Genomic DNA, 26,897 nt, shown 5'->3' with positions numbered 1-26,897 from the left:
GTGTTGGCGAAGACTGACCGCCCACAAGGACCAGTTGATTTGCCCTCCCCCCAGACTCTTTCGCTCATGGCCCAGATCCGCAACGCTCTCCCGGGCCACGACGGGATCGACCAAGCGACCGACTGGCTACGTTCCAGCCTGGGGTCGGTGATCGATTTTTCCGGGCCCTTGGGGGACGATCTCGAGGAGGCCCGGACGCTGCTCCACAAGGAGCACGAGATCACCATCCTGCGGCGCTCGTCGATTTTCGCGAAGCGACCCGACTGGTACCACGGGCCACAACCGGGCGATCGTCACTGGCCCGCGCTCAAATCCTACTTCCTGGGCCCCAAGCACTGGGACAGCGAGACCATCGAGAGCATCGACGAGGGCTCAAACGAGATCGTCTCGCTCCTCGCTGATCCCGCTCAAGATCAGTTTTCCTGCCGTGGTTTGGTGGTGGGCTATGTCCAGTCGGGCAAGACCGCGAACATGACGGCCGTCATCTCCAAGGCCGTCGATCGCGGTTACAACCTGATTCTGGTTTTCGCCGGTCTGACGGACAAGCTCCGGCAACAAACACAGCGGCGGCTAGAATCGGACATCGTCGTTCGTCACCCGACTCTCTGGCACAAGCTGACCACCACCGACATCCATGGCGAATTCCGGATCCCGGCCCATGGCCATATCTCGGCGCTGAACCGGGCCCAACTCGCGGTGATGAAGAAGAACGTGGCGCCGTTGCAGCGGCTGCTGGACGTCATCGAGGACACGCCTGCCGCGGAAATGCGCAAGCTGAAAATCCTGCTGATCGACGATGAGTGTGATCAAGCCAGCGTCAACTCCGCCAGCAACGAAATGGACATCAGCAAGATCAACGAAAAGATCCGGCTCATCCTGAAGAAATTGCCGGCGGTGTCCTACGTCGGATACACCGCCACGCCATTCGCCAATGTCCTGATCAACCCCTACGCCGAGCAGACCGACACGCTCGACGATCTCTATCCGAAGGACTTCATCACCTCGCTCGCGCTGCCCAAGGGCTATTTCGGAACCCAGAGGCTGTTCGGCCGCACGCCGCAGGACGCTGCGAACCCCTTGCCGGAGGAAGAAGGCCTCGACGTCATCCGAGAAGTGGATGAAGCAGATGAGGCGGCGCTTCAGCCACGCGGTCGAGCGGCTCAGGCGGGATTCGTGCCTCGCATGACCCCAAGTCTCCAGGACGCGATCCTCTACTACATCGCCACTTGCGCAGTGCGCCGGGCCCGGGGCCATGCGGGCGAGCACATGTCGATGCTTGTGCACACGTCGCCGGCGATCCGGATGCACCAGAGCATTGCGCATCTGATCGAGAACTGGATCGACAAGGAACGGGCCGGAATTGAGCAACAGACTGGTCCAGCATTCGAAGCCCTGAGATCCGTCTGGGAGGCCGAACAGGCGGCCGGCCTCGACGACCTCACCTCCGCGCGCCCAGTGTCGTTTGACGAGCTGTGCGACCACCTGCCGGCTGTGCTGCAGGCCCTTTCCGTCGTCATCGAAAACGGGGCGAGCGACGACCGCATCGACTACACCGGCGGCGCCAAGACCTACATCATCGTCGGCGGCAGCATCCTTGCACGCGGTCTGACCTTGGAGGGCCTCGCGGTCAGCTACTTCCTGCGTACCTCGAACCAGTACGACACCCTGCTGCAGATGGGCCGCTGGTTCGGCTATCGGCACGGCTATGAGGATCTGCCTCGTCTCTGGATGCCGACAGAACTCAAGTCGCGCTTCCGCGCTCTTGCCGCCATCGAGGCGGAAATTCGGGACGACATCTCGAACTACAGCAGATCGCCCTCTGTCACGCCGATGGATTTCGCGATCCGCATCCGGAGCGTACCTGGCATGGCAATCGTCGCCCGCAACAAGATGCGACACGCCCATCAGTGCAGCATCGGTTACTGGGGCCGCCACGTTCAGACCCTGCGGTTCAAGCGAAAGGACGAGCGCCTGCTGCAGAACAACTGGCAGGCCGGAGCCGAGCTTGTTTCCTTCGCGGACCAGCAAGGGAAATCTGGAGGCATCCCAGGTCGCCGCCTCTTCACAGACGTTCCGCGAAAGCTGATCGCGCAGTTTCTTCGCAGCTACCGCATCGATGACAGCCACCAGGATCTGAAGGACGACCTCCTGCTTCAGTTCGTCCAGCTGGATGATCCCGCTTTGACGACGTGGAACGTCGGCGTGATTCAATCGGCCGACGGCGAGCCATCCGGCCAGCCCCTGGGCGTGCTGGGTTCGGTGAAAATGGTTCAGCGCTCGCGGCTCAAGGACAAGGGTGAGATCGCTGACATCAAGGCGCTGATGTCGAAGGCGGATGCGGCGTTCGATTGCCCCTCCGGTACAGTCTCGACGGATGATGACTGGGAAGCGATCAAGGCGAAGCGCCGAACGCAGGTGGGTGAGCGACCGCTCCTCCTTCTCTATCCGATTGATCGGGCATCCCGGGCGCGAACGGGAAGCACGACACGCATCGACCTCGACGCCGAGCATGACATCCTGGGCTTCGGGATTGTCATGCCCGGCTCCCGCGAAGCGGGCGGCAGGTATGTCAGCGTTCACCTCGCCCCACCGACGCCCGAGGAGCTCGCGCAGATCGAAGCCGACGAAATGGATGCTCTGGAGGCCGCCGGTGTCCAGAACCACGTCTGACATTCATACCCGCTGGGCCACGCTTCGAACCGGCTCCACGCAAGAGGACCCCGCTTCGGTCGCGGCCTCCGATCTCGGGGTGACGACCGGCTATGGCAACGCAATGCTCAGCATCTCGCCAGAGGGCTGGACTCAGTTGCTGCTGCCGGTCGCGCCGGGAACCAAACGACCAGTATTCGCCGATCTCCCCGTCATCGAGGTCGGGGCCAACCAGCTGTCCGATGCGTCAGGATCGCGACCCTATCTGATCGTGAGTTGCAGAGAGGCGTCGCTGGATCGCGCATTTGCCGATCTGGTTCTGGCGGTTCTTTCGCGGATTGAGGATGGGGAATCGCCATCCACCGCGCTGACCGAAGCCGTGCGCGATCTGCGAGCCCTGTTTGTCCAGGCGGAAGACGAAAGCATCGGCATCGAACAGGTGCAGGGACTGGTGGCTGAGCTCCTCGTCCTGCTCCGGCTCGCGAACCGGCATGCACGCGCACCGGAGGTATGGTTCGGACCTGACAAGGATCGCCACGACTTTCGGGGCGGCGTGCACGCCATCGAAGTCAAATCCAGTCGCCGGCGCTCCGGCACGGTTACGATCTCGTCGATCGACCAGCTCGACATCCCGATGGGCGGCTCACTCGAGCTCTGGCGCGTTGTTCTGGACCGGACCTCCAATGGGGCGGTTACGGTCGCGCGGCTTGTCGAGGATATCGAAGCACGCACCGGCTCGTCGAAGGTGTTGCGGGAACGCCTCAAGGGAATGGGATGTCCTGATCCGTCTGCGGGCGCCTGGAACAATCAGTCCTTCAACTGCGAGGCGATCGACGCCTTCGCCGTGGAGCCCGGCTTTCCGCGCATTGTCGCCGAGACCTTCGGGCCGGCCGGCAAGCCTGCGGGCATCGGAGCGTTGAAGTACGAGATCGATCTGGCCCAGGCGGGCCCATTCGCCTTGACCGAGGCCGACATGAAACTCACCGAAGATCGGGTACTCGCGTGCCTGAAATGACGGCGTGGAGGCTCTATTCCGAGCCCTATGCGGCCACCGGCAACATCGGCGATGGCGGCTTCCGTCGGCTGTTGGGAGCTCCCTCCCTGGAAGGCCTGCAGCTCGTCCTTCGGGAAGCGATTCAGAACAGCTGTGATGCCGCCAAGCTGGGAATCGGTCCTTCGATCCTGATCCGCCTTCGGACGCTCACGCCGGAGCAGGTCGAGTTCCTGCGTGCGAGCGTGTTCGGAGACCTGCCGTTCGTCGAAGAATCGCGCCACGACCTGCTTCGGTTTCTGGAGTCCGAAACGCCGCGCGTTCTGGAGATCTGCGATTTCAATACGACCGGGCTCGGCGGCCCGACCCGGGCCGACCGGATCCCGGATGGCGTCGACCGCACCGATTTCATCGACTTCCTGCGCAACGTCGGCACCCAGCGCAATACTGCGCTCGGCGGCGGCACCTACGGCTTTGGCAAGGCGTCCCTGTACATGGCCAGCCGGTGCTCGACGATTATCGTCGATACGCTCGCCGTGGGTCCGGCCGACCCCGAGCGCCGGATCATGGCCTGTCATCTCGGCGCATCAGGCGCCCGATCATCCGGCGATGGCTATTCCCGCAAATATACCGGTCGACACTGGTGGGGCGTCTCGTCGGGCGCCGAGGAACCGACCGACCCGGCCACCGGCGAGATGGCGGCCTGGATCGCCGCGGCCATGGGCTCGCCCGAACGCGGCCCCTTGGAGACGGGCACCTCGATCATCATCCTTGACCCTGACCTCGCCGGCGAAACCGTTGAGACCGCAGGTATCGAGATTGTCGAGGCGCTACTGTGGAATTTCTGGCCCCGCATGATGGAGAATGCGGAGCCGGCCAAACGCATCGTGGCGCGGGTCGAAGTCGAGGGAGAGGAGATCGAGGTTCCCCTGCCCGAGGTCTGCCCGCCACTCGATCTCTATGCGCGGGCGATGACCATGATCCGCGAGAAACACGCCGATGTGGTGCCAGTAAGCTGTCAGCGCCCGCAGAAGCTTCTCGGCCACCTGGCCATCGTGAAGGGGCTCCGATCGGACCGTCTCCCCATCTTCCAGCGTGAGGACAGTCTGTTCCCGGAACCCGCCAGCCACATCGCCCTGATGCGGCCGGCCGAGCTTGTCGTCACCAATATCGAGGGCGGGGCACTGCCCGACGACCGCGCCGAATGGGCGGGAGTGTTCGTGGCCAGCGCCGAGCCTGAAGTTGAGAGAGCCTTCGCCCTGTCGGAACCGGCGGCCCATGACACTTGGGACCCCTCGGCCTTTCCGAAGGGCCGGGACAAGACCTATGTGGCGGTCGCGCTCAAACGCCTGAACGCCGCGGCCCACGAGGTCGCAAGCCCGGTCATGTCCAGTGCGGGCCAGAGCGACAACAGCCACCCGCTGGCTGCGGTTTCCGGCCTCCTGGGGTCTTTCCTCGACGCGGGGGGCCATGGCGGACCGAGCCGCGATCGGGGAAACGGCGGTGGCGGCGCACGCTCTGCACGGCGGCGCGCATCGCGACCAGTCTTCGAGCGACTGGAGCTCCATCATGACGAACGAACGGCGCTGTTCAGTTTCGAAGTGACCGGCACCGGTCGCGAAGACCAGTTGCTCCTGGAACCGGTGGTCGCGATGGATGGCGGCCACGTGCCGCTTTCGCGACTCGAGCAGGGCCCCTGTCCCGAGATCGTCTCGGTGACCGGTCCAGACGGCGACGTCCTGGCTCCGGGAAGCCTCATTCGGATCGGCCAGGTCGAGGGCTCCTTTACCGTTCGGGTGACGGTCCCCGACAATTGCGCCGTCGGGCTGCAGGCGATGGTTGGTGAAGGCGGTCGGGCATGAAGCGTCGGACAGCCGCTCCCTTTCTTCAGCTGTCCGAGGCCGCACGCCTCGACGGATGGGTCTACGAACTGAACCACGGCAGCCCGTTGCCGCTCGGCGACACGATGCCGGACTGGGACTATGGAGCCGCCCTGAAGGTCAGCCGCCGGGTTCGCCTGGATCATGCCGCCGCCGCCGAAGAGCTCGGTCTTGCCGCCGACGGCTTTGCGCTCGCCCTGGTGGTCGAGGCCGGCTCCGGCTCCGGCGCCCTGCCTCGCGAAATCATCCACCGCGTACGCGAACCGCTGTTGCGCGATGCGGCCGACCACAGGGTCGAGTTCGAACTGCCGAGCCGCTGGATGTCGAGCCAGCTCAGCCTGCGCACCACGATAGTGCTTGCGGCGGACGCTGACGCTTTCAATCGACTGGCTCCGACCCTGCAGGGGTCTCGGCTCTGGTCAGATCGGATCGTATCCCGACTGGAAGGTCATGATCCCCGTTTCCCGATGGAGGTCGTCAGTTTCAACGGACTATTCCGGGGTCGTCCGCATCAGCATGCGCCGTGGCACCTTCGCTGGAATGCCGCGGACCTGGAGCGGGACTTCTACAGCGCCGTACGGCTGTACCTCAACGAAGACCAGCCGCTGTTCGTGGATCGCGTTCAGGAACAGGACCCGCTGACCCTGCAGGCGCTGATGGGAGATGTCGTGTCCCAGATGTGTGAGAGCGCACTTCGATCGCCGGATGGTGCGGACCGACTGCAGAGTGCGGAAGAGACCACCTTGGGCGGTCAGATCCGGCACTGGCTGCTGCGGCCCTTCAGCTCCGTGCCCGAGGCCGGCTCCACGCTCGAACAGCGCCCTGGCGATTTCCGCGCCGCTATTATCGCCAGTGTAGGATTCGACGCATGAGCGACCCGGTTATCCTGCTGCCACGGCTGAGCGAGGCCGCCGCGGACCAGATGCTCGCCGAACAACGCGAGACGCATGGCTTGCCGGGAAACGGCCCGACCTCAGACGTGCTGCCGGACGCGATCACCTTCGGCCCGGTGGGAGGAAGCCCGATACCGCCGGAGCAGCTGGTGCGCTTTCGTGACGATGTCACCCGCGTCGCCCGGGAGGCCGGCTTTCCGACGGATAACACCATCGCGGCTCGCGCGCGTTTCGACGTCGCCTGCGCGAAGCTGCTCGCGGGTCACCCCCTTCTGCAGTCGGGCGAAGCCCTGCGAGACGACGTCTGGACATTCATTGCGACGGCTCTACTACGGCCGGTGACGATCTGGCGGTACGAGTTGTCCGAAGACCGCCACCATGGCGGCGTTCGCAATACCTTCCAGCGCCTGTGGATGCGGGCCAGGGCACTCGATCGAGGGGAGGACGCACCCAATCGCTGGGCCCTGCTCGAGACCCTGACCGAGGACGCTTTCGTCGCCATCACAGAACGGCCTTCCATCGGCGGCGATCGCCGCCTCGCCTGTGCGCTCGCAGAGGGCTGGGTACGCGCCGCTCTTCGACATGGCCGACCAGCGATGCAGGCGATCATGCGCCGGGCCACAATCGGCTTGCGGCTGAGAAACGAGATCATCTTCCTTGGCGAGATGGGTGCCGAAGCGCTGGCTGATCTGATCGACGAAATCTTCGACGAAAGCGCGCGGATCGTGGCGGCGGAGCAGACGGCGGCCTGAGGCCGGCGTCAACGGGCTCCGATCATTGCCGCTCGCCCCTCACCCGAGGCGACTAGCGGGGGTTCTCACGCAACAAGGGCGCCCAGTCGCACGGACATCAGGTTTCCCGACAGCCGCAATTCAGTCTTGCGAAGACAGCGCGCAGTGCAGAACCTCGGCAATCTGCCGTGCAAGAAACGGCGGGACAGCGTTTCCGACCTGGACGTATTGCTCGGTGCGGTTGCCGAGGAAGAGGTAGTTGTCGGGGAAGGTCTGAAGCCTCGCCGCTTCACGCACGGTCAGCGAGCGGCATTGAACTGGATCCGGATGGATGAAGTAGTGGCCATCCTTCGAGATGTGGCTGGTCACCGTGGTGGACGACTGGTCCCAGCCTTGGGTCCGGAAACGGTCAGCGAACTTGCCGGATCCCCAGTTGGCATGATCGGGCGCAAGCGCCGTCGGGAAGTCGCCTGCCTTGGGCGCACGACCGCGGACGCTGGTGAAAACCGAGCTGAAGAAATATCGGCCGAGGTCCTCCACCATGTGGCCCCTGCTCGAATGGTTCAAAGTCACCTCGAGGCGGGGGTCAACAAGCCAGCCTGCGAGAACGTCAGGGCAATCGGACGAAACCGAAGGCGGCGCCTTAGATGACCGGGGCGGCAGGTCATTCACGGCCATGAACATCTGTCGGAAACGGCGCGCTGCCGTCAGCAGGTCCGAAGCAGTCTCCGGCACTTCCTCGAGCGCGGTGATGACAGTGTCCATCTGACCAGTGACGACATCACGCCAGGCTGCCGCATCGTCTCCACGGCTCAATCCGCTGCGGAGGACTGAAAGTCCGGAGATCACATCGCGCACAGTGGCTGGTTCGCCAACGAACTTGCCGGCTGTCTCACTGGCAGACGAAATTGCCCCGGCAACATCGCGGCGGAGACCCACGACGATGACGCGATGGCGAGCCTGCGGCACGCCAAAATCTTCACTTCGGACGATGAAGTCCTGGTGACGTGATGTCCGGCGAAGGACTGTGTGTCCCTCATCATCCAGGGCTACTGCGAACAGTTCGTAAGCGTCGGGAGAGCCGTCGGCAGCCCGAAGGTCTGCTAGCACCTGTTCGAAGATGAAACGCCCCTCGACCGACGACGAAAGGATTCCCTTCACGTTTTCCATGACGAACGCGACGGGCCGCAGTCCCTTCAGGATCCGGATATATTCGCGATAGAGAAAGTGTCGCTTGTCGTCCTCAGGGACATAGCCCTCTGTGCCCTGATTACGTGACCTTCCGACGAGGGAATATGCCTGACATGGCGGCCCTCCGATCACGACAGTCGGCACGTCCAGCTCGACCAGCTCTGCGATCCGACTGTCCAGAACGCGGGCCGCGTGCGGTGTGCCGAGCTCTAGCCGCAGCGCTTCTTCGAGGGCGGTCTCCCACTCGCCCGGATGCGTCACGGACCAGTCCGGCTCCGCACCACCATTGTTCAGCCAATCATAATACTCGTCCGGAAACTCATCGAACTGGCGAAGGAACGCCCGGAGCTGGAGGGTTTTGTGTGCGGACGCCTCCTTCTCGACGGAGATCGTTACCTGGAATGGGTTCGTTCCGTCCCTGTCAGTGAACGAGGAAAAGCCCTCCGCAAGACCGCCCGGTCCTGCGAACAGATCGACGACCTGATACGTTAAAGCCATGCCCCAGAAGTTCTCGCGCCTTGAATTAGATCGGTATCTACCAGGGACGCGCGAAACCGCCACGCGAAAAGGACAGAATGGCTGACGTTGTCGACAAGGCGACCCGGTCTCGGATGATGTCCGGCATCAAGGGGAAGAACACGAAGCCGGAAATGGTGGTGCGGCAAGGTCTTCATCGCGCGGGATTTCGTTTTCGGCTCCACGCGCCCGGATTGCCCGGCAAGCCCGATCTGCTTCTCCCCAAGTGGCGCGCTGCGATCTTCGTTCATGGCTGTTTCTGGCATCGGCATGAAGGCTGCCGCTTCACCACGACACCGGCGACACGACCAGCGTTCTGGGACCAGAAGTTTGGCGCCAATGTCCTCCGCGATGAGCGCGCGTTTGTGGCGTTGCAAAAGGCAGGCTGGCGGGTTGCGACCGTCTGGGAATGTGCGGTTCGCCGCGATGCTCGGGGCGCTACAGAGCGACTTGCCCGATGGATCACTTCAGATTCGGGTTCGGCAACGATCGACTAACGGATTGACCCTGAAAACCCTTGCCTCGCACCAGACGTCGCCGGTTCGCTCAGGGGTTCTTTTCTCGCCAGCGACGCTGCGCTATTGCGTCCGAGCCAAGGAGGCTCGCCTTCGGAATGACTGAGGCGGCCGTCTCATTCAGCCAGCCGGCGGCGTCAGCAACCTGTCGATCAGGGCCTGATCGGCGTCGTGGACCCAGCACTCGGCCAGCAGGCCGTCCTCGATCCGGTAGACGAGAACCCGATCCACATCCCGGGCGTCGCCTCCATGGCCGAGACGCTCGCGCGCCAGGATGACGCCTCGGGTCGCGCCGGCCATGATGTCGACGACGCCCAGGAGCTGGCGTCCGGTCAGGCGGCCGAATTCGGCCAGGGTCGTCAGCGCCGCCCGCTTGCCGACGTGAACTCCCGACAGCGGGTTGGAGCCGAAATAGTGGAGGGTGAACCGGTCATGGTAGCAGGCGACGATGGCCGGAAGGTCGTTGGCCAGCCAGGCCGTCGCATACCGCTCCAGCGCGGCCCGAATGCCCGGATCGCCCTGCCGGTCCGTCTCGGCCGGGGCGACGGATGCGGCCAGCATCGCCAGCGCGTCACGACGGTCGATCATCACAGGCATGGCGCTCCACGAGACGTCTCCGACGCGCCGTGCGCCGACTGACCCCTTGCGGAGAGGCTAACTCCGGCCGGGGCGGCGGGCTTTCAGGAAGCGGCTGCGCTTCGACTGTTGGATCGCGCGCCCTCAAGGACAAGGCCCCCGCGGGTCAGTCGTGAGGGCTCCATCCCGAACATCTCCCGGAAGGCCGTGCTGAAATGGGCGGAAGAGGCGAAGCCCGCGTCGAGCGCGGCGGTGGTGATGCTGGCTCCGCGCGACAGGGCCTGAAGCGCCACCCGCATCGCCACCCAAATCCGGTAGCGCCTCAACGGGACCCCTGTCGTCGCCTTGAAGAGGTGTCGCAGGCGGGATTCCGAGAGACCGGCCCGGGATGCGAGCGCCGACAGCGAGGGGCGATCGTCGGGGCTGCCGTGAAGCAGCGACAGGGCGCCGGCGACGCGCCGGTCGACGGGCGCATGGTCGGGTCCGAGCAGAATCCGTTCCAGCACGACCCGCGCCGTCGGCCAGTCGATCGCTGCGGACGCCAGTCCCCGCAGCGTCCCGATCAAGGCCGCTTCGTCGGCGAGATCGAAGGCGGCGTGGGACAGGCGCGCTGCCGCGGTCTCACCCAGATGGTGCAGGTCACGGCTCAGGGCGTCGACATAGATGAACGCCATCAGGCCCTGGGTGTCGGCGAAATGATGAAGCGTGTTGGGCGGGATGATCGCGCTGCGGCACAGGCGATATCGGCCGGACGAGGCCGCGGGCGGTTCCGCCACGCCGAACGGCTCGTCGAGCCCGAGGGCGATCACGCCCACCGCATTCCTGTGGGCCGACAGATTGAAGGCCGGGCCGAGGTAGATCGCCCGCGCGCCCCACGCGAACAGGCGCGTTCCCGAGGCGTCGGGCGAAGCCGGCTGAACGACGCCGGAATCCAGGGAGGCCATGCGAATTTCAATCCCGGAAGGTTGCGGCCGTTGCGCCGCATCGGCGGCGGCCGAGGACAAAATCTATCATGGAAGCGCGGAACCGCCACCTCGCCGGCCATCCCGGCGAGCCCGTGAAACTTAGCCGAAACATGGAAGCGCGAGGGCGGTTTCCCGGTTCAAGAACAGGCGGTTTTGGCGCGCCGGCCGGTTCAGCGGCGCAGCAGGAAAGTCCGATGCTGGAGATGCGGCCCAATTGCGAATGCTGTGACCGGGACCTCGCGAACGGGGACCCGGAGGCGCGGATCTGCACGTTCGAATGCACCTTCTGCGCGGCCTGCGCCGAGGTCGCGTTCGCTGGCGCCTGCCCGAACTGCGGCGGCGATCTGGTCCTGCGGCCCACGCGGCCGGCGGCGGCCCTGCTCAAGGTCCCCGTGTCGCTCAAACGCGTCCTGCGGGACGACCGGCGCTGCGCGCCGGGCGCTGCGGGAGCGGCCTGATGAAGCCTCCGCACGCGACATGGGCGGTCCAGCCCGACAGGCGCCAGTGGATGAACGGCGCCGCGGCCATGCTCATGATCGGCGCTGTGAAGCCGGGCGCTGTCAGCGCGGCGACCCGGGACGCCGCGCTGACGTTTGAACACTGCCAGGCGGTCGTCGACGGCTATGTCACCGCCCGTCGGCTCCCGGGCGCGACGGTCGGACTGCGGCACGGAACCTCCGGTCCCGCCTATGTCCGCGCAGGGGCCCTCGCCTTCGACGATCCGACGCCGGTCGACGATCGGACGATCTTCAGAATCTACTCCCTGACCAAGCTGATCACTGGGGCGGCGTGCGCGCTTCTGATCGAGGACGGACGCCTGCATCTGGATCAACCGGTCGTCGAGATCATTCCGGAATTCCGGGCCCTCAAGGTCGCGGTCAATCCGGGCGAAGGACTGGAGGGGACGGCCCTCGAACGGCCGATGACGATCCGTCACCTGCTCACCCACACCTCCGGACTGACCTATCATTTCTCGGGCGCGGGCCCGGTTCACATGGCCTATCGCCGGGCCGGGATCTTCCCGTCGACGGGCGCCACCATCGATCCGCGGCCCGCGATCGACGGTCCCAAGGCCGCGGATCTGGAGCAGATGGTCGCGCGGCTGGCGGACATCCCCCGGCTGTTCCAGCCCGGGACCGCCTACGAATACGGCGTCTCGCTCGACGTGCTCGGTCTGGTGATCCAGCGCGTCAGCGGAATGAGTTTCGAAGCCTTCGTCCGGACGCGCCTGCTGGACCCGATCGGCATGCCCGACACCGACTGGCGGCTGCCTGCGGACAAGGCCGACCGCTTCGCGTCCTTCTACGCCTTCACCGCCTCCGGGCCGATCCGCATCGACAGCCCGGCGACCACCGCCTATGCGCAGCCCGTAACCCTGTTCGCGGGGGGCGCGGGGCTGCTATCCAGCACGCGCGACTATCTCCGGTTCCTGACCATGCTGCTCGACGAGGGGCGCGTCGGAGACCGGCGGGTCATGCGCCCCGAGACCGCGCGGCTGATCCACACCAACATCCTGCCCGAGGCGGTCACCGGCTTCGACGGCCAGGGTCATGGCTTCGGCGGCTATGTGCGGCTGCGCGACGATCCGGCGCCCGGCGGGTTGCGGGCGGGCTCGTATGGCCACTACGGCGCGGCCGGGACGACCGCCTGGATCGATCCCGAGTCCGGCCTGGCCGCCGTCGTCATGGTCCAGCAGTTTCCCACCGATCACACGCCCATCGTCAACGACGTCCGCCGGGCGATCGCAGAGGACCTTGGTTCAACATCCCCGGCCCGAGCCTCGGTCGGCGGGTGACCGAATGCTTGGCCATCGAAGGCGGCCCGGCCCGGCGCGCCCTTCATCCGGATCTGATCCAGACGGTGCAGGGCAAGGGCTACGCCCTCGCCGCCGACTGCCTGTGGGCCCCGGCATAAGGACGTCGCACCTGTAGAAGACTGCGGGCCGCGTGACCTTTGGGCATGCGGAAAAATGATCAACCATACGGTTGACTGTTCGGAATCCCCCGCGTAATCTCAACCACATGGTTGAACATCAGCAGACACCGCTGGATCACGTCTTCCACGCCCTGGGCGACGGCACGAGACGGCAGATGATCCGCGCCCTCGCCGACGGCGAGCGCACGGTCGGCCAGTTAGCCGACCCCTTCTCGATGTCCCTGAACGCCGCGTCCAAACACATCAAGGTTCTGGAGAGAGCCGGGCTGGTTCGGCGCGAAATACGGGGACGACAGCACGTCTGCAGCCTGAACCCGGGACCGCTGGCCAGCGCCAATGAATGGCTGGGCTTCTACGAGCGGTTCTGGACCGACCGACTGTCCGTGCTGGACGGGCTGCTTCGACAGGAGCGCGCGGCAACTTCCAAACCCCGACAAGGAGACGATCAATGAGCCGGCTCGCGAGCAAGGACGCCTATGGCGTCGTGACAGAACCCATGACCCTGACCATCCAGCGGCTGCTCCCGGGACCGATCGAGCGGGTGTGGGACTATCTCACCGAGGCCGACCTGCGCCGGCAATGGCTGGCGGCGGGCGCGATGGACCTGACCATGGGCGGGAGCTTCCAGTTCATCTGGCGCAATGACGAACTGACCGACCCCTCCGGCGCCCGGCCGGCCGGCGCGCCCGAGGAACACCGTCTGGAAGGAACGATCACCGAACTTCAGGCTCCGACCCGGCTGGCCATCACCTGGGGCTCGACGGGCGGCGTGACCTTCGACCTGGAAGCCAGCGGCGACGACGTAATCCTGACGCTGACCCATCACCGCCTGACCGACCGGGCGACGCTGTTGAACATCGGCGCGGGATGGCACGCCCATCTCGACCTGCTGGGGATTCGCCTCAGGGGCGGGCAGGCCGATCCCTTCTGGGATCGATGGCACAGCCTGAAGGCCGAATACGCGGACCGCATCTCCGCCTGACCCGAGAATCCGGGTTGCTGAGCGGCCGGACCAGACGACGGAGGCCATTTTGGCGCACGCTTCGAGAACCATGATCGCGGCCCTTCAAGTCTCGCTGGACGGCTACACCCGGGGGCCGGAAGGCGAGCAGGACTGGGTCAGCAGCTGGGCGGACGCCCTTGGCCTGATCGACGATGTCGACGTCTTCGTCATCGGCGCCGGCATGTATCCCGGCTACGGCATGTTCTGGGAGGCGATCCACCGGGATCCCAAGGCCCTCGCGCCCTTCATGGAGCGCCCTCCCACTCCGCCCGAGATCGCCTATGCCGAGCAGGCCAGCAGGACGCCTCATGTGGTGATGTCCCGCACACTTCAGGAAGCGCCATGGCCCAATGCGCGGATCGTGCGAGACCTGAAGACCCTCGCCGCCATCAAGGCTGAGCCGGGGAAAAACATCTACGTCGCTGGCGGAGCCACCCTGGTCCGCAATCTCCTCAATGAGGGCCTGATCGACGAGCTGCGGCTGATCGTTCATCCGATCGCGCTGGGCGGAGGCCAGTCCCTTTTCGGCGGACTGAAGAAGCCCCTCGAGCTGACGCTGGCCGGCAGCCGGGCGACGCAGGAGGGCCGGGTGGTCCTGACCTACCGGACCTGACGCCCCGCAGCGGGCGCTTCGGCCATGGCCGGGGCGCCCAGCACCGCACGCAGGCGGCTGGCCAGTTCGGCGCACTGGTAGGGTTTGTCGATCAGCGGGAAGTCGTGCTGCATCTGGTTGCCGGTTTCGCCAAGGTAGCCGGAGGTCAGCAGCACCTTCAGATCGGGATGGCGCTGTTGCGCCTTCTGCGCCAGCTCGATGCCGTTCATCCCGCCGGGCATGATCACGTCGGAAAACAGCAGGTCGTAGTCCGGGTCGCTGTCCAGCCGATGCAGGGCCCCGCCCGCGTCCGACGCGACGTCGCAGCGGTAGCCGAGGCTGGTCAGCATATCCAGGCACAGGCTCAGCACCGCCGGATCGTCCTCGACGATCAGCACCCGTTCCGAGCCGGCCTCGACCTTGGCAGCCTCGATCTCGGCCGCCGCGGCGGCGGGCGCCTCATCGGTGAGGGGCAGCATCAGTTCGAAGACGGCGCCCTCTCCGGGCGTGGCCGACACGTCGATGCGGCCGCCGGACTGGCTGACGAAACCATAGACCTGCGACAGGCCCAGACCCGTTCCCCGGCCGACTTCCTTGGTGGTGTAGAAGGGCTCGAACACCCGCTGGGCGACGTCCTCCGCCATACCCGGACCGGTGTCGCCGACCAGGATGCGCGCCATGGGTTGCGCCTCGTCGTCCGTCACCGCCGAAGTGGCCACGACCAGCCGGCCGTCCCCCTCCATGGCGTCGCGGGCGTTGACCGCCAGGTTCAGCAGGGCGGTCTCCAGATGGGTGGGATCGATCGAGGCGTGCAGCGGATCGCCGTGCAGTTCCAGGGCGATGGTGATCCCCTCGCCCACCGCCTGCTGCATCAGCGGGGCGAAGCCGCGGATCAGGGCGTTCAGGTCGATGACCTGCGGGTTGAGCTGCTGCCGGCGCGAGAAGGCCAGCAGCTGGCGGGTCAGGGTCTGGCCGCGCTCGGCCGCAGAACGGATGGCGGACAGCTGGCGCGTGATCCGCGGCTCGTCGTCGCCGAGCCGGCGCAGCAGGATGTCGGCGTTGCCCAGCACCACCGTCAGCAGATTGTTGAAGTCGTGGGCGACCCCGCCCGTCAGCTGGCCCACCGCCTCCATCTTGCGCGCCTGGGCCAGATGCTCCTCGAGCTGTCGGCGGTCGGTGACGTCCAGCAGGGTGCCGAGAATCTCCCCCTCCCCGCCGTTGGCGTCGGGCACCCAGACGCCCTGGTCGAGGAAGGTGCGCCAAGTCCCGTCGGAACACTGCCAGCGGTATTCGCAGGCATAGGCCCCGCTTGTGGAGGCCTGCATCAGGCAGTTGATCACGCCCGCGACGTCGTCGGGGTGGATGCGGCCGAGACCGATTTCCGGCTCATCCACGAACCGGCTGGGGGCGAAGCCCGTCAGGGGCGCAATGCTGTCGCTGACGAACAGGGCGCCGAACGGATGGGCGCTGGCGCGCGAGGTGAAGACCACGGGCAGGGATTTCAGGATGGTGTCCTGCCGTTCCCGCGTCTCGCGCAGGGCCAGTTCCGCAGCCAGCTTTTCCTCGGTGATGCGGGCGTTGGCCTCCAGCAGGGCGTGCTGTTCCTCGGCCTGACGGCGCACCTCCAGCGTCTTGAGGTGCAACTCGACCAGGATCGCCACCTTGGAGCGCAGGATGAAGGGGTCGACCGGCTTGAACACCACATCGACGGCGCCGGCGGTATAGGCCTGGAAGATGTGGGCTTCGTCGCGGAACACGGCGGTGACGAAGACGATCGGCGTGTCGCGCGTGCGGGGGTGTTCGCGGATCAGTCTGGCGGTCTCGTAGCCGTCCATGCCGGGCATGTGCAGGTCCAGCAGGATGACCGCGAATTCCTGATGCAGCAGCAGCCGCAGCGCCTCCTCGCCCGAGCGGGCGATGACCAGTTCGTGGCCCAGCACCTCCAGCGCCTCCGAGGCGGCGAAGGCGTTGCGTTCGTCGTCGTCGACGATGAGGACGCGCGCCGTCAGCGGCTTCGGTTTCGTTCTGGTTTGACGGCCCATCAGATCGCCGCCGGGGCGGGAAGCGCGGACTGCTCGAAGGCCGACATGCGGCCGGCGTCGGCCCGCTGGATCGAGACCCGCATGACCGAGATCAGATAGTCGATGTCGACCGGCTTGGAGACATAGTCCGAGGCCCCGGCCTGGATGCATTTCTGCCGGTCGCCCTTCATCGCCTTGGCGGTCACCGCAATGATCGGGATGCGGGCGAAGTTCGAAAGCGAGCGGATCTCACGCATGGTCTCGTAGCCGTCCATGTCCGGCATCATGATGTCGACCAGGATGACGTCGGTCTCGGGATGCTGGGCCAGCAGGTCGAGGCCCGCGCGGCCGCTTTCGGCATAGAGCAGGTCGACGCCGAACTCCTCCAGGGCGCTGGCCATGGAGAAGATGTTGCGGATGTCGTCGTCGATGACCAGGGCCGTTCGGCCGGTCAGGATGGCGTCTTCCTTGCGCGTCTGGGCCAGGGTGATGCGGGCCGTTTCCGACAGGCGATCGGTGGGCTCGTGCAGCAGCAGGGTGGCCTGCTCCACCAGCTGTTCCGGCGTGCGGGCCAGGCGCGCATGGCCGGCGAAGACCGCCAGCCGCAGCCGGCGCTCGTCCAGGGACGACAGGCTGTCGCCGGCGTAGATCACCGCGGGACGGTCGGCCGCCTTCAGCCATTCCACCAATTCGGGGATCGGCGCGGCGGAGGCGTCGATGATCAGGCTGTCGGCGGGCTTGATCTTCGTCCTCGCCAGACCCTTGAGCGCCTCGACCCGGACGACGGAGCCGAAGGCGGATTTCAGCAGGGCCTGGGCCTCGCCGGCGGGCCCGACCAGGATGAGGCGCCGGTTGGCGGTCGAGACGAATTTCTTCACCTCGTCGAGGCTCGCGACCACGCCTTCGCGGTCGATCGGCTTGGCGGTGAAGCCGAAGGCGCCGATCGACAGGCCGAGGCCGGCATGGTCGTGGGCCGAGATGACATGGACCGGGATGTGGCGCGTCTCGGGAGTCCGCTTCAGTAGGTCCAGAAGGGCCAGGCCGTCCATGTCGGGAAGTCCGACATCCAGCATGATCGCCTGGGGTCCGTAGCGGCGGGCCAAGGCGGTCGCCGCAATGCCCTCATGGGTGATCACCCCCTTGAAGCCGCTGTCGCGGACGAGAGCCAGAAGGATGGCGCCGAAGCGGGGATCGTCCTCGACGATCAGGATCACCGGATCGCCGGGCGCAACCGTGTCGCGGTCATCCGCCACGGGCTCGATGGTTTCCACCACCTCCTCCTCGGACGCGGTCCGCACCATGACGGCGCGGGACGCCTCCCGGGCCGAGGGGCCGGCGGCGGCCGCCGTCGGGCTGAAGTTCAGCGGCAGGAACAGGGTGAAGGTGCTGCCCTGGCCGGGTTCGCTCTCGACCTTGAGTTCGCCGCCGAGGGTGCGGGTGATCTCCCGGCTGATCGACAGGCCCAGGCCCGTGCCGCCGTATTTGCGGCTGGTGGTGCCGTCGGCCTGCTGGAAGGCCTCGAAGATGATGCGCTGCTTGTCCTCGGGAATGCCGATGCCGCTGTCCTGCACCGAGAAGGCGAGGACCTGGCCGGCCTTGTTGAGGTGTTCGTTGCCGGGGCTCCAGCCCTCGGCCACCCGGTCGACGCGCAGGCGCACCGAACCGTTGGCGGTGAATTTGAAGGCGTTGGACAGCAGGTTCTTGATGATCTGCAGCAGCCGCTTGTCGTCGGTGTACATCGACGGCGGCAGGTCGGGGTCGATGTCGATCGAGAAGTCCAGCCGCTTGTCCTGGGCGATCTGGGCGAAGGTGCGGTGCATCTGGTCGCGCAGGGACTCCAGCGCCATCTCGCCGATGTCCAGGGTGACGGTGCCGGACTCGATCTTGGACAGGTCGAGGATGTCGTTGATCAGGCCCAGCAGATCCGAACCGGCGGCGTGGATGTTCCTCGAGAATTCCACCTGTTTGGGCGTCAGATTGCCCTGGGTGTTCTCGCTCAGCATCTTGGACAGGATCAGCAGGCTGTTCAGCGGCGTGCGCAGCTCGTGGCTCATATTGGCCAGGAATTCCGACTTGTATTTCGACGTCAGGGCCAGCTGTTCGGCCTTTTCCTCGAGCGCGAAACGGGCCTGCTCGACCTCGCGGTTCTTGGCTTCCACCTGCTGGTTCTGGGCCGACAGCAGGACCGCCTTGTCCTCCAGTTCGGCGTTGGATTGCTGCAGTTCCTCCTGTTTGGCGCGCAGCAGTTCCTCGGACTGGCGCAAGGAGGCCGCCTGCTGCTCCAGCCGGTCGTTGGTGGACTTCAGCTCGTCCTGCTGGGCCTGAAGCTCGGCGGTCAGCAGCTGGGACTGGGTCAGCAGCCCCTCGGTGCGCATGTTGGCGGCGATGGTGCTGAGCACGATGCCGACCGACTCCATCAGCTGGCTGAGGAAGGACTGGTGGGTCTCCGAGAACTCGCCGAAGGTCGCCAGCTCGATCACCGCCTTGACCTCGCCCTCGAACAGGGCCGGCAGGATGATGATGTTCAGCGGCGCCGAGGTTCCCAGACCCGAGCCGATCTGGACATAGTCCTGCGGCACGTTGGTCAGAAGGATGCGCTCCTTCTCCTTGGCGCACTGGCCGATCAGGCTCTGGCCGAGGCGGAAGGTCGGCGACAGCTGTTCGCGCTCGGTCGCGGCGTAGGCCGCGGCGAGGACCAGGATGGGTTCGTCGCCAGCGTCCCGGTCCGAGACGTAGAACACCGCGTGCTGGGCGTTGATCAGCGGSGCCAGYTCSGACAGCACCATGTTCGACACCGTGGCCAGRTCGCGYTCGCCCTGCAGCATGCGGGTGAASCGGGCSAGGTTGGTCTTSAGCCAGTCCTGYTCGGTGTTCTTGAGGGTCTGATCCTTCAGGTTCCGGATCATCTCGTTGATGTTGTCCTTCAGCGCCGCGACCTCGCCGGAGGCCTCGACGGTGATGGAGCGGGTCAGCTCGCCCTTGGTCACNTGTTCGGTGTTCTTGAGGGTCTGATCCTTCAGGTTCCGGATCATCTCGTTGATGTTGTCCTTCAGCGCCGCSACCTCGCCGGAGGCCTCGACGGTGATGGAGCGGGTCAGCTCGCCCTTGGTCACSGCGGTCGAMACCTCGGCGATGGCGCGCACTTGGGTGGTCAGGTTGCCGGCCAGCTGGTTCACGTTGTCGGTTAGGTCGCGCCACAGGCCGGCGGCGCCGGGCACCCGGGCCTGGCCGCCCAGCTTGCCCTCGATCCCCACCTCACGGGCCACGTTGGTGACCTGGTCGGCGAAGATGGCGAGGGTCTCGATCATGCCGTTGATGGTGTCGGCCAGGGAGGCGATCTCGCCCTTGGCGTCCACGGTCAATTTCCGCTTCAGGTCGCCGTTGGCCACCGCGGTGACGACGTCGGCGATTCCGCGCACCTGACCGGTCAGGTTGGCGGCCATGGAGTTCACATTGTCGGTCAGATCCTTCCAGGTGCCGCCGACGCCCTCCACGCGCGCCTGGCCGCCCAGCTTGCCCTCGGTGCCGACCTCCTTGGCCACGCGCGTGACTTCCGAGGCGAAGGCGTTGAGCTGGTCCACCATGGTGTTGATGGTGTTCTTGAGCTCGAGGATCTCGCCCTTCACATCGACGGTGATCTTCTTCGACAGGTCACCCTTGGCCACGGCGGTGGTCACCTCGGCGATGTTGCGCACCTGGCCGGTCAGGTTGCCGGCCATGAAGTTCACATTGTCGGTCAGATCCTTCCAGGTGCCGGTCACGCCCTTCACCTGGGCCTGACCGCCCAGCTTGCCCTCGGTGCCCACCTCGCGGGCCACGCGCGTCACTTCGGAAGCGAAGGCGTTGAGCTGGTCCACCATGGTGTTGATGGTCGACTTGAGCTCGAGGATTTCTCCCTTCACGTCGACGGTGATCTTCTTCGACAGGTCGCCGTTGGCCACGGCGGTGGTCACCTCGGCGATGTTGCGCACCTGGCCGGTCAGGTTGTCGGCCATCAGGTTGACGTTGTCGGTGAGATCCTTCCACGCGCCGGTCACGCCGGTGACCTGGGCCTGGCCGCCCAGATTGCCCTCCGTGCCCACCTCGCGAGCCACGCGCGTCACTTCCGAGGCGAAGGCGTTCAGCTGATCCACCATGACGTTTATGGTGGATTTGAGCTCGAGGATTTCGCCCTTCACGTCGACGGTGATCTTCTTGGACAGGTCGCCATTGGCCACGGCGGTGGTCACCTCGGCGATGTTGCGCACCTGGCCGGTCAGGTTGGCCGCCATGAAATTCACGTTGTCGGTCAGGTCCTTCCAGGCGCCGCCGACACCCTTCACGTTCGCCTGGCCGCCCAGCTTGCCCTCGGTGCCCACCTCGCGCGCCACGCGCGACACCTCCGAGGCGAAGGAATTCAGCTGGTCCACCATGACGTTGATGGTCGATTTGAGCTCGAGGATTTCGCCCTTCACGTCGACGGTGATCTTCTTGGACAGGTCGCCGTTGGCCACGGCGGTGGTCACCTCGGCGATGTTGCGCACCTGACCCGTCAGGTTGTCGGCCATCAGGTTCACATTGTCGGTCAGGTCCTTCCASGYGCCGGYGACGCCCTCCACCTGGGCCTGGCCGCCGAGCTTGCCGTCGGTGCCCACTTCCTTGGCCACGCGCGTCACTTCCGAGGCGAAGGCGTTGAGCTGGTCCACCATGACGTTGATGGTGTCCTTGAGCTCGAGCACTTCGCCGCGGACCTGCACGGTGATCTTCTTGGACAGGTCGCCCTTGGCCACGGCGGTGGTCACTTCGGCGATGTTTCGAACCTGGCCGGTCAGGTTGTCGGCCATCAGGTTGACGTTGTCGGTGAGATCCTTCCAGGCGCCGGTGACGCCCGTGACCTGGGCCTGGCCGCCCAGCTTGCCCTCGGTGCCGACTTCGCGCGCCACGCGGGTCACYTCCGAGGCGAAGGCGTTGAGCTGGTCCACCATGGTGTTGATGGTCGACTTCAGTTCGAGAATCTCGCCCTTCACGTCGACGGTGATCTTCTTGGACAGGTCGCCCTTGGCCACCGCGGTGGTCACCTCGGCGATGTTGCGCACCTGACCGGTCAGGTTGGCCGCCATGAAGTTCACATTGTCGGTCAGGTCCTTCCAGGTGCCGGCCACACCCTTCACATTGGCCTGGCCGCCCAGCTTGCCCTCGGTGCCGACCTCGCGGGCCATCCGGGTCACTTCCGAGGCGAAGGAGTTCAGCTGGTCCACCATGGTGTTGATGGTGTTCTTCAGCTCCAGCACCTCGCCCTTCACNTCGCGGGCCATCCGGGTCACTTCCGAGGCGAAGGAGTTCAGCTGGTCCACCATGGTGTTGATGGTGTTCTTCAGCTCCAGCACCTCGCCCTTCACGTCGACGGTGATCTTGCGGCTGAGGTCGCCGTTGGCCACGGCGGTGGTCACCTCGGCGATGTTGCGCACCTGACCGGTCAGGTTGGCGGCCATGAAGTTCACGTTGTCGGTCAGGTCCTTCCAGGTGCCGGCCACGCCCTTGACGTTGGCCTGCCCGCCCAGCTTGCCCTCGGTGCCGACCTCGCGGGCGACGCGCGTCACCTCCGAGGCGAACGAGCCCAGCTGGCCCACCATGGTGTTCACGACCCGGCCGATGCGCAGGAATTCGCCGCGCAGGGGCTGTTCCTCGTTCTCGAGGTCCATGGTCTGGCTCAGGTCGCCCTTGGCCACGGCGCCGATCACCCGGGCCATTTCCGCCGTCGGGTGGACCATGTCGGCGATCAGGGTGTTGACGGCCTCGACGCTGTCGGCCCAGGCGCCGGTCGCCGCCGGGACCCGGGCGCGATTGTTGATCTTGCCCTGACGGCCGACAGCCTCGCCGAGACGGCTGAATTCGCGGCTCATCCGGTCGTTCAGTTCGACGACGTCGTTGAAGGCCTCCGCCAGGTCGCCGTCCATCCCGGTCAGTCCCCCGGGCAGGCGGACCGAGAAGTCACCCCTCCGGAACGCTCTCAGGGCTGTCAGCAGCTGTCGATTGTCGAGGTTCGGCTCTACGGCGGCGGCAAGCGACATCTTTCACCTTCAGCTCAGGGGCAACCGTCCGAAGGCTCCGTCGGCCGTCTGGCGGCAAGAAGGCGGTCCCGCTTTCGCGATCGCCGCGCCCCCGCCCACCTTCCGTCCGCTTCCCCCGAACCAACTGCAAAAAACCGCGAGGAACCGGAACGGTTCCGACAGACGGAACATATTTTGACGCGCCAATCGGGCCCGGGACGCCAGCGTCGCGCGCGAGGCGTACGCACCGCTGGCGCAGGACCGGAGACGGTCTCCTCCTGGCCTTCGCCGCCGCGTTTCTTCTGATGGGCGTGGCGCCCCTGCTGATCAACCTGATGCCGGCGCCGCGCGGGGAAGCCCGGATCGCCCCGATGACAGGCGGGCGATGCCGCCCTTCCGGTGGACTTCGGGACGCCGGGGCGTCAGCGTCGGATCATGAGCGAATCGCGCCCTGAAACGCCGGCCGACGGTCGCCCCGGATTCTATGAGTTCTTCGCAGGCGGCGGCATGGTCCGGGCCGGGCTGGGCGAGGGCTGGCGCTGCCTGTTCGCCAACGACATCGACGCCGGGAAGGGTCAGGCCTATCGCGCCAACTGGGGCGACGGCGATTTCCACCTCGGCGACATCGGCGCCGTGGCCGCGAGCGATCTGCCGGGCGCGGCCGATCTGATGTGGGGCTCGTTTCCGTGCCAGGACCTGTCGCTGGCCGGTGCGGGAGCCGGCCTGGGCGGACGGCGCTCGGGCACCTTCCACGCCTTCTGGGACGTGGTCCGGGGGCTGGCGGCCGACGGACGGGCGCCGGCGATCGTGGCGGTCGAGAATGTGTGCGGCACGCTGACCTCGCGGGGCGGCCGGGATTTCGAGGCGGTTTGCCGGACCTATGTCGAGGCGGGCTACCGCTGGGGCGCCCTGATCATCAATGCCGACCGGTTCCTGCCCCAGTCGCGGCCGCGGCTGTTCGTGGTCGGCGTGCGGGGCGATCTGCCGGCGCCGTCCGGCCTGACCGCGCTGGCGCCGCTCGCGCCGTTTCATCCGGCCGCCCTGCGCCGCGCCGTCGACCGGCTGCCCGAGAGCCTGCGCGGCCGGATGGTCTGGTGGCGGCTGCCCGAGCCGGGTGCGCGGCCGGCCGACCTGGCGGCGCTGATCGAGGACGATCCGGCTGATATGCCCTGGAGTCCGCCCGAACGGACCGCGCGGCTGCTGGCCCTGATGTCGCCGGTCAATCTGGCCAAGGTCGAGCAGGCCCGCGGCGACGGCGGTCGGCGCGTCGGGGCGCTGTACCGGCGGACCCGCCGGGGCGCCGACGGCGGCAAGCTGCAGCGGGCGGAAGTGCGCTTCGACATCGCCGGCTGCCTGCGCACCCCGGCGGGCGGGTCAAGTCGCCAGACGGTGCTGGTCATCGATCGGGGCGAGATTCGCTCGCGCCTGATGTCGCCGCGCGAGACGGCGCGACTGATGGGGCTGGCCGACCGCTACCGCCTGCCGGAGTCCGGCAGCGCCGCATACCGGCTGACCGGAGACGGGGTCGCCGTTCCCGTCGTGCGGCATCTGGCGGAATGGCTGTTCGAACCGATCCTCGATGCCGCGGGGGGCGCGCGCCGCGCGGCCTGATCCACGCCCACAGCCTCTTGCCAAAGCCGCGCAGCGGAGCATCATGCGGTGCAGGGGTCTGGGGAGATCATCGTGAAATATCTTGCACTAAGCCTTGCGGTTCTGGCGGCGGGAGCGGCCACGCCGGCGGCGGCCGAGAATTGGCATCCCTTCTCGCGCAGCCAGAACAACGTCTTCATGGCCGACGTCGACAGCATCGTGGCCAATGGCGACATCACCACCGTTCACGTGGCCACGGCGCCGAGGACCGGGACGCCGGGCGACTACAGCCATTCGGTGGAGACCTATGAAATCCAGTGCGCCACCGGCAAATGGCGCACCGCCGGCGTGATCGAATACGGTCCCGACGGCGCGGAAGCGGACCGCTATCCCGAGGAGGGGGCGGCCTGGGAGGACGTTCGTCCCAACACCTCGCCCCAGTTCCTCAACGATATCGTCTGCAAGGGTACGCGCGCCCAGCCGCCGACCTGGCCCAACATCAAGGCGTTCGTCGACGCCGGACGGAACTGAATCCTAGGCGTCGACGGCGGCGTCCAGGGCGTTGGCCTGGATGAACTCGCGGCGCGGCTCGACCACGTCGCCCATCAGCTTGGCGAACAGATCCGACGCATCCTCCTGATGCTCGACCTGCACCTTCAGCAGGGTGCGGGCGTTGACGTCCAGGGTGGTCTCCCACAGCTGTTCCGGGTTCATCTCGCCCAGGCCCTTGTAGCGCTGGATGGCGATGCCCTTCTTGCCGGCGTCGAGGACAGCTTCCAGCAGGTCCAGCGGACCGCGGACGGTGACCACCTTGTCCTTGCGGCGGAAGATGGCCGGCTTGTCGAACAGACCCTCGAAGGCGGCCGAGCGTTCGGCCAGACGGCGGGCGTCCAGCGAGCGGATCAGGGCCTCTTCCAGCACGATGCGTTCGGTCACGGCGCGGCGCACGCGCTCGAAGGCCACGGCCCCCTGCGCTCCGGGCTCGCCGGTCCAGTCGCCGTCGCCTTCCTCGGCATAGAGGTTCAGGCGGGCGGCGGCCTTCGCCGGATCGGACGCGTCTTCATCGAACAGGCCGGCCAGGGCGGACTGTTCGATAGCGAAGGCCGGGGCGCGCTGAGACAGACGGTCGACGCCGGCCTTGAAGGCCTTGGCCTCGCGCACCAGGGACTGCAGGTCCAGGCCGGTGCGGCGCTCGCCGGTCGGCAGGTCCAGTTCGGCCTCGGACGACCCCTCCTCAATGAGGTAGGAGTCCATCTCGGACTGGTCCTTGAGGTAGCGGGACTGCTTGCCCTTGGCGACCTTGTAGAGCGGCGGCTGGGCGATATAGACGTGCCCGCGCTCGATCAACTCGGGCATCTGGCGATAGAAAAAGGTCAGCAGCAGGGTCCGGATGTGGGCGCCGTCGACGTCGGCGTCGGCCATCAGGATGATCTTGTGATAGCGCAGCTTGTCGGCGTTGAAGTCGTCNATGTGGGCGCCGTCGACGTCGGCGTCGGCCATCAGGATGATCTTGTGATAGCGCAGCTTGTCGGCGTTGAAGTCGTCGCGGCCGATGCCGGTGCCCAGCGCCATGATCAGGGTGCCGATCAGCTCCGACGACAGCATGCGGTCGAAGCGCGCGCGCTCGACGTTCAGGATCTTGCCGCGCAAGGGCAGGACGGCCTGGTTCTCGCGGTTGCGGGCCTGTTTGGCCGAGCCGCCGGCGCTGTCGCCCTCGACGATGAACAGTTCGGACTTGGCGGGATCGCGTTCCTGACAGTCGGCCAGCTTGCCGGGCAGGGAGGCCATGTCCATCGAGGTCTTGCGCCGGGTCAGGTCGCGGGCCTTGCGCGCGGCCTCGCGGGCGGCGGCGGCCTCGATGATCTTGGCGACCACGGCCTTGGCCTCGACGGGGTGTTCCTCGAACCAGGTCGACAGGCCTTCGGAGCACAGCCCTTCCACCGCCGGGCGCACCTCTGACGAGACCAGCTTGTCCTTGGTCTGGGAGGAGAATTTCGGATCCGGAACCTTGACCGACAGGACGCAGGTCAGGCCTTCGCGGGCGTCCTCGCCCGAAACCGAGACCTTCTCGCGCTTGGCCGCGCCGGCGGCGTCGATATAGCCGCCCATGACCCGCGTCAGGCTGGCGCGGAAGGCCGAGAGGTGGGTGCCTCCATCCCGCTGGGGGATGTTGTTGGTGAAGCACAGCATGGTCTCGTGGTAGCTGTCGTTCCACCACAGGGCGAGATCGATCTCGATCCCTTCCTTCTTGCCGCGGATGACGATGACGTCCTTGAGGATGGGCGACTTGGACTTGTCCAGGTGGCGCACGAAGGCCTCGACCCCGCCCTCGTAGTGCAGGATTTCCTCGAACGGATCGGCCCCGCGATGGTCCTGCAGCTTGATGACCACGCCCGAGTTGAGGAAGGCCAGCTCGCGCAGGCGGTGCTCCAGCGTCTTCAGATCGAAGTCGATGTGGGCGAAGGTCGTCACCGACGGATAGAAGGTGACCTCTGTGCCCGACAGGACCTTGCCGTTGTCGCGCAACGGGGCGTCGCCGGTGACACGCAGGCTCTCGACCGTGTCGCCGCGCTCGAAGCGCATCTCGTGGCGTTTGCCGTTGCGGTAGATGACCAGCTTCAGCCAGTCGCTGAGGGCGTTGACGACCGAGACGCCGACGCCGTGCAGGCCGCCCGAGACCTTGTAGGAATTCTGGTCGAATTTCCCGCCCGCGTGCAGCTGGGTCATGATGACCTCCGCCGCCGAGACGCCCTCCTCGCCGTGGATGTCGGTGGGGATGCCGCGGCCGTTGTCGGTCACGGTGACCGAGCCGTCGGCGTT

The 26,897-nt window shown here is 66.3% G+C and carries 22 protein-coding genes and 1 pseudogene; 14 read left to right on the top strand and 9 right to left on the bottom strand.

Annotation, left to right across the window (positions count from 1 at the left end):
- Positions 1-66: 66 nt before the first annotated feature.
- The 5 genes from ASD25_RS03415 to ASD25_RS03395 are packed head-to-tail and all read left to right on the top strand — an operon-like array spanning position 67 to position 7,165.
- The gene (locus ASD25_RS03415; RefSeq protein ID WP_200943528.1) at positions 67-2,670 is read left to right on the top strand and encodes a Z1 domain-containing protein; all 2,604 of its coding nucleotides are present in this window, start codon (positions 67-69) and stop codon (positions 2,668-2,670) included.
- Positions 2,651-3,664, top strand: a complete 1,014-nt coding sequence (locus ASD25_RS03410) for a PD-(D/E)XK motif protein (protein WP_162246613.1) — start codon at positions 2,651-2,653, stop codon at positions 3,662-3,664. The genes ASD25_RS03415 and ASD25_RS03410 overlap by 20 nt, the downstream gene beginning before the upstream one ends.
- Positions 3,652-5,502, top strand: a complete 1,851-nt coding sequence (locus tag ASD25_RS03405) for a hypothetical protein (RefSeq protein WP_200943526.1) — start codon at positions 3,652-3,654, stop codon at positions 5,500-5,502. The genes ASD25_RS03410 and ASD25_RS03405 overlap by 13 nt, the downstream gene beginning before the upstream one ends.
- Entirely contained in the window at positions 5,499-6,392 is an 894-nt protein-coding gene (locus ASD25_RS03400; RefSeq protein ID WP_055827189.1) for a hypothetical protein, read from the top strand. Before ASD25_RS03405 ends, ASD25_RS03400 begins: the two co-directional genes overlap by 4 nt.
- A complete protein-coding gene (locus tag ASD25_RS03395) occupies positions 6,389-7,165 on the top strand; it encodes a hypothetical protein (protein ID WP_055827186.1) in 777 nt (258 codons plus the stop codon). The genes ASD25_RS03400 and ASD25_RS03395 overlap by 4 nt, the downstream gene beginning before the upstream one ends.
- A gap of 120 nt (positions 7,166-7,285) precedes the next feature.
- Here the strand turns inward: ASD25_RS03395 and ASD25_RS03390 are convergent, their stop codons facing one another.
- A complete protein-coding gene (locus tag ASD25_RS03390) occupies positions 7,286-8,833 on the bottom strand; it encodes a DNA cytosine methyltransferase (RefSeq protein ID WP_055827182.1) in 1,548 nt (515 codons plus the stop codon).
- Positions 8,834-8,910: 77 nt separating this feature from the next.
- Here ASD25_RS03390 and ASD25_RS29105 point away from each other — a divergent pair, with 77 nt between their 5' ends.
- Positions 8,911-9,348: a very short patch repair endonuclease gene (locus ASD25_RS29105; protein ID WP_082559997.1), complete on the top strand. Its 438-nt coding sequence runs from the start codon at positions 8,911-8,913 to the stop codon at positions 9,346-9,348.
- Positions 9,349-9,486: 138 nt separating this feature from the next.
- Here the strand turns inward: ASD25_RS29105 and ASD25_RS03385 are convergent, their stop codons facing one another.
- Together ASD25_RS03385 and ASD25_RS03380 are read right to left on the bottom strand one after the other, a co-directional pair.
- Positions 9,487-9,954 carry a nuclear transport factor 2 family protein gene (locus ASD25_RS03385; RefSeq protein ID WP_082560067.1) on the bottom strand — a complete coding sequence of 156 codons (468 nt, stop codon included), beginning with the start codon at positions 9,952-9,954 and terminating at the stop codon, positions 9,487-9,489.
- Between the two features lie 92 nt (positions 9,955-10,046).
- Positions 10,047-10,886 carry an AraC family transcriptional regulator gene (locus ASD25_RS03380; RefSeq protein WP_055827179.1) on the bottom strand — a complete coding sequence of 280 codons (840 nt, stop codon included), beginning with the start codon at positions 10,884-10,886 and terminating at the stop codon, positions 10,047-10,049.
- 215 nt (positions 10,887-11,101) lie between these two features.
- Between ASD25_RS03380 and ASD25_RS03375 the strand changes: the two genes are divergently transcribed.
- The 6 genes from ASD25_RS03375 (at position 11,102) to ASD25_RS03355 (ending at position 14,458) form a co-directional block, all read left to right on the top strand.
- Positions 11,102-11,365, top strand: coding sequence for a DUF1272 domain-containing protein (locus ASD25_RS03375; RefSeq protein ID WP_055827175.1), 264 nt, complete (start codon positions 11,102-11,104; stop codon positions 11,363-11,365).
- Positions 11,365-12,702, top strand: a complete 1,338-nt coding sequence (locus tag ASD25_RS03370; protein ID WP_055827172.1) for a serine hydrolase — start codon at positions 11,365-11,367, stop codon at positions 12,700-12,702. The genes ASD25_RS03375 and ASD25_RS03370 overlap by 1 nt, the downstream gene beginning before the upstream one ends.
- Positions 12,699-12,821 carry a hypothetical protein gene (locus ASD25_RS32790; RefSeq protein WP_255356134.1) on the top strand — a complete coding sequence of 41 codons (123 nt, stop codon included), beginning with the start codon at positions 12,699-12,701 and terminating at the stop codon, positions 12,819-12,821. Before ASD25_RS03370 ends, ASD25_RS32790 begins: the two co-directional genes overlap by 4 nt.
- Before the next feature lie 107 nt (positions 12,822-12,928).
- Positions 12,929-13,294: a helix-turn-helix transcriptional regulator gene (locus ASD25_RS03365; RefSeq protein ID WP_055827169.1), complete on the top strand. Its 366-nt coding sequence runs from the start codon at positions 12,929-12,931 to the stop codon at positions 13,292-13,294.
- Positions 13,291-13,824, top strand: a complete 534-nt coding sequence (locus ASD25_RS03360) for an SRPBCC family protein (RefSeq protein ID WP_055827167.1) — start codon at positions 13,291-13,293, stop codon at positions 13,822-13,824. The genes ASD25_RS03365 and ASD25_RS03360 overlap by 4 nt, the downstream gene beginning before the upstream one ends.
- Before the next feature lie 70 nt (positions 13,825-13,894).
- Positions 13,895-14,458, top strand: a complete 564-nt coding sequence (locus ASD25_RS03355) for a dihydrofolate reductase family protein (protein WP_055827164.1) — start codon at positions 13,895-13,897, stop codon at positions 14,456-14,458.
- On the opposite strand, the gene ASD25_RS03350 is transcribed toward ASD25_RS03355, so the two are convergent.
- The 4 genes from ASD25_RS03350 to ASD25_RS31580 all read right to left on the bottom strand — a co-directional run.
- Entirely contained in the window at positions 14,446-16,479 is a 2,034-nt protein-coding gene (locus ASD25_RS03350) for a response regulator (protein ID WP_055827161.1), read from the bottom strand. The two genes, ASD25_RS03355 and ASD25_RS03350, sit on opposite strands and share 13 nt — an antisense overlap.
- Positions 16,479-19,244: a response regulator gene (locus tag ASD25_RS31590; RefSeq protein ID WP_235562593.1), complete on the bottom strand. Its 2,766-nt coding sequence runs from the start codon at positions 19,242-19,244 to the stop codon at positions 16,479-16,481. Before ASD25_RS31590 ends, ASD25_RS03350 begins: the two co-directional genes overlap by 1 nt.
- A 202-nt stretch (positions 19,245-19,446) precedes the next feature.
- The coding region (locus ASD25_RS31585; RefSeq protein WP_255356136.1) for a HAMP domain-containing protein at positions 19,447-21,656 on the bottom strand (2,210 nt) is incomplete at its 3' end.
- Positions 21,657-21,741: 85 nt separating this feature from the next.
- Positions 21,742-22,340, bottom strand: a 599-nt coding sequence (locus ASD25_RS31580; RefSeq protein WP_255356135.1) for a HAMP domain-containing protein, incomplete at its 3' end; no start/stop codon positions are given.
- A 582-nt stretch (positions 22,341-22,922) separates the two neighbouring features.
- On the opposite strand from ASD25_RS31580, the gene ASD25_RS03340 reads away from it, so the two are divergent.
- Both ASD25_RS03340 and ASD25_RS03335 read left to right on the top strand, forming a co-directional pair.
- Complete coding sequence (locus tag ASD25_RS03340; protein ID WP_055827156.1) at positions 22,923-24,098, top strand: DNA cytosine methyltransferase; 1,176 nt, start codon at positions 22,923-22,925, stop codon at positions 24,096-24,098.
- 72 nt (positions 24,099-24,170) lie between these two features.
- Positions 24,171-24,608, top strand: coding sequence for a surface-adhesin E family protein (locus ASD25_RS03335; RefSeq protein WP_055827153.1), 438 nt, complete (start codon positions 24,171-24,173; stop codon positions 24,606-24,608).
- A gap of 3 nt (positions 24,609-24,611) precedes the next feature.
- On the opposite strand, the pseudogene ASD25_RS31575 reads toward ASD25_RS03335, so the two are convergent.
- Positions 24,612-25,544, bottom strand: a pseudogene (locus tag ASD25_RS31575) (toprim domain-containing protein); the annotation flags it as partial.
- Position 25,545: 1 nt separating this feature from the next.
- The coding region (locus tag ASD25_RS31570; protein ID WP_235562587.1) for a toprim domain-containing protein at positions 25,546-26,897 on the bottom strand (1,352 nt) is incomplete at both ends.

Source organism: Brevundimonas sp. Root1423 (assembly GCF_001426805.1).
Note: the sequence above shows the minus strand (reverse complement) of the source record. Positions and strands in the feature narration are given on the sequence as shown.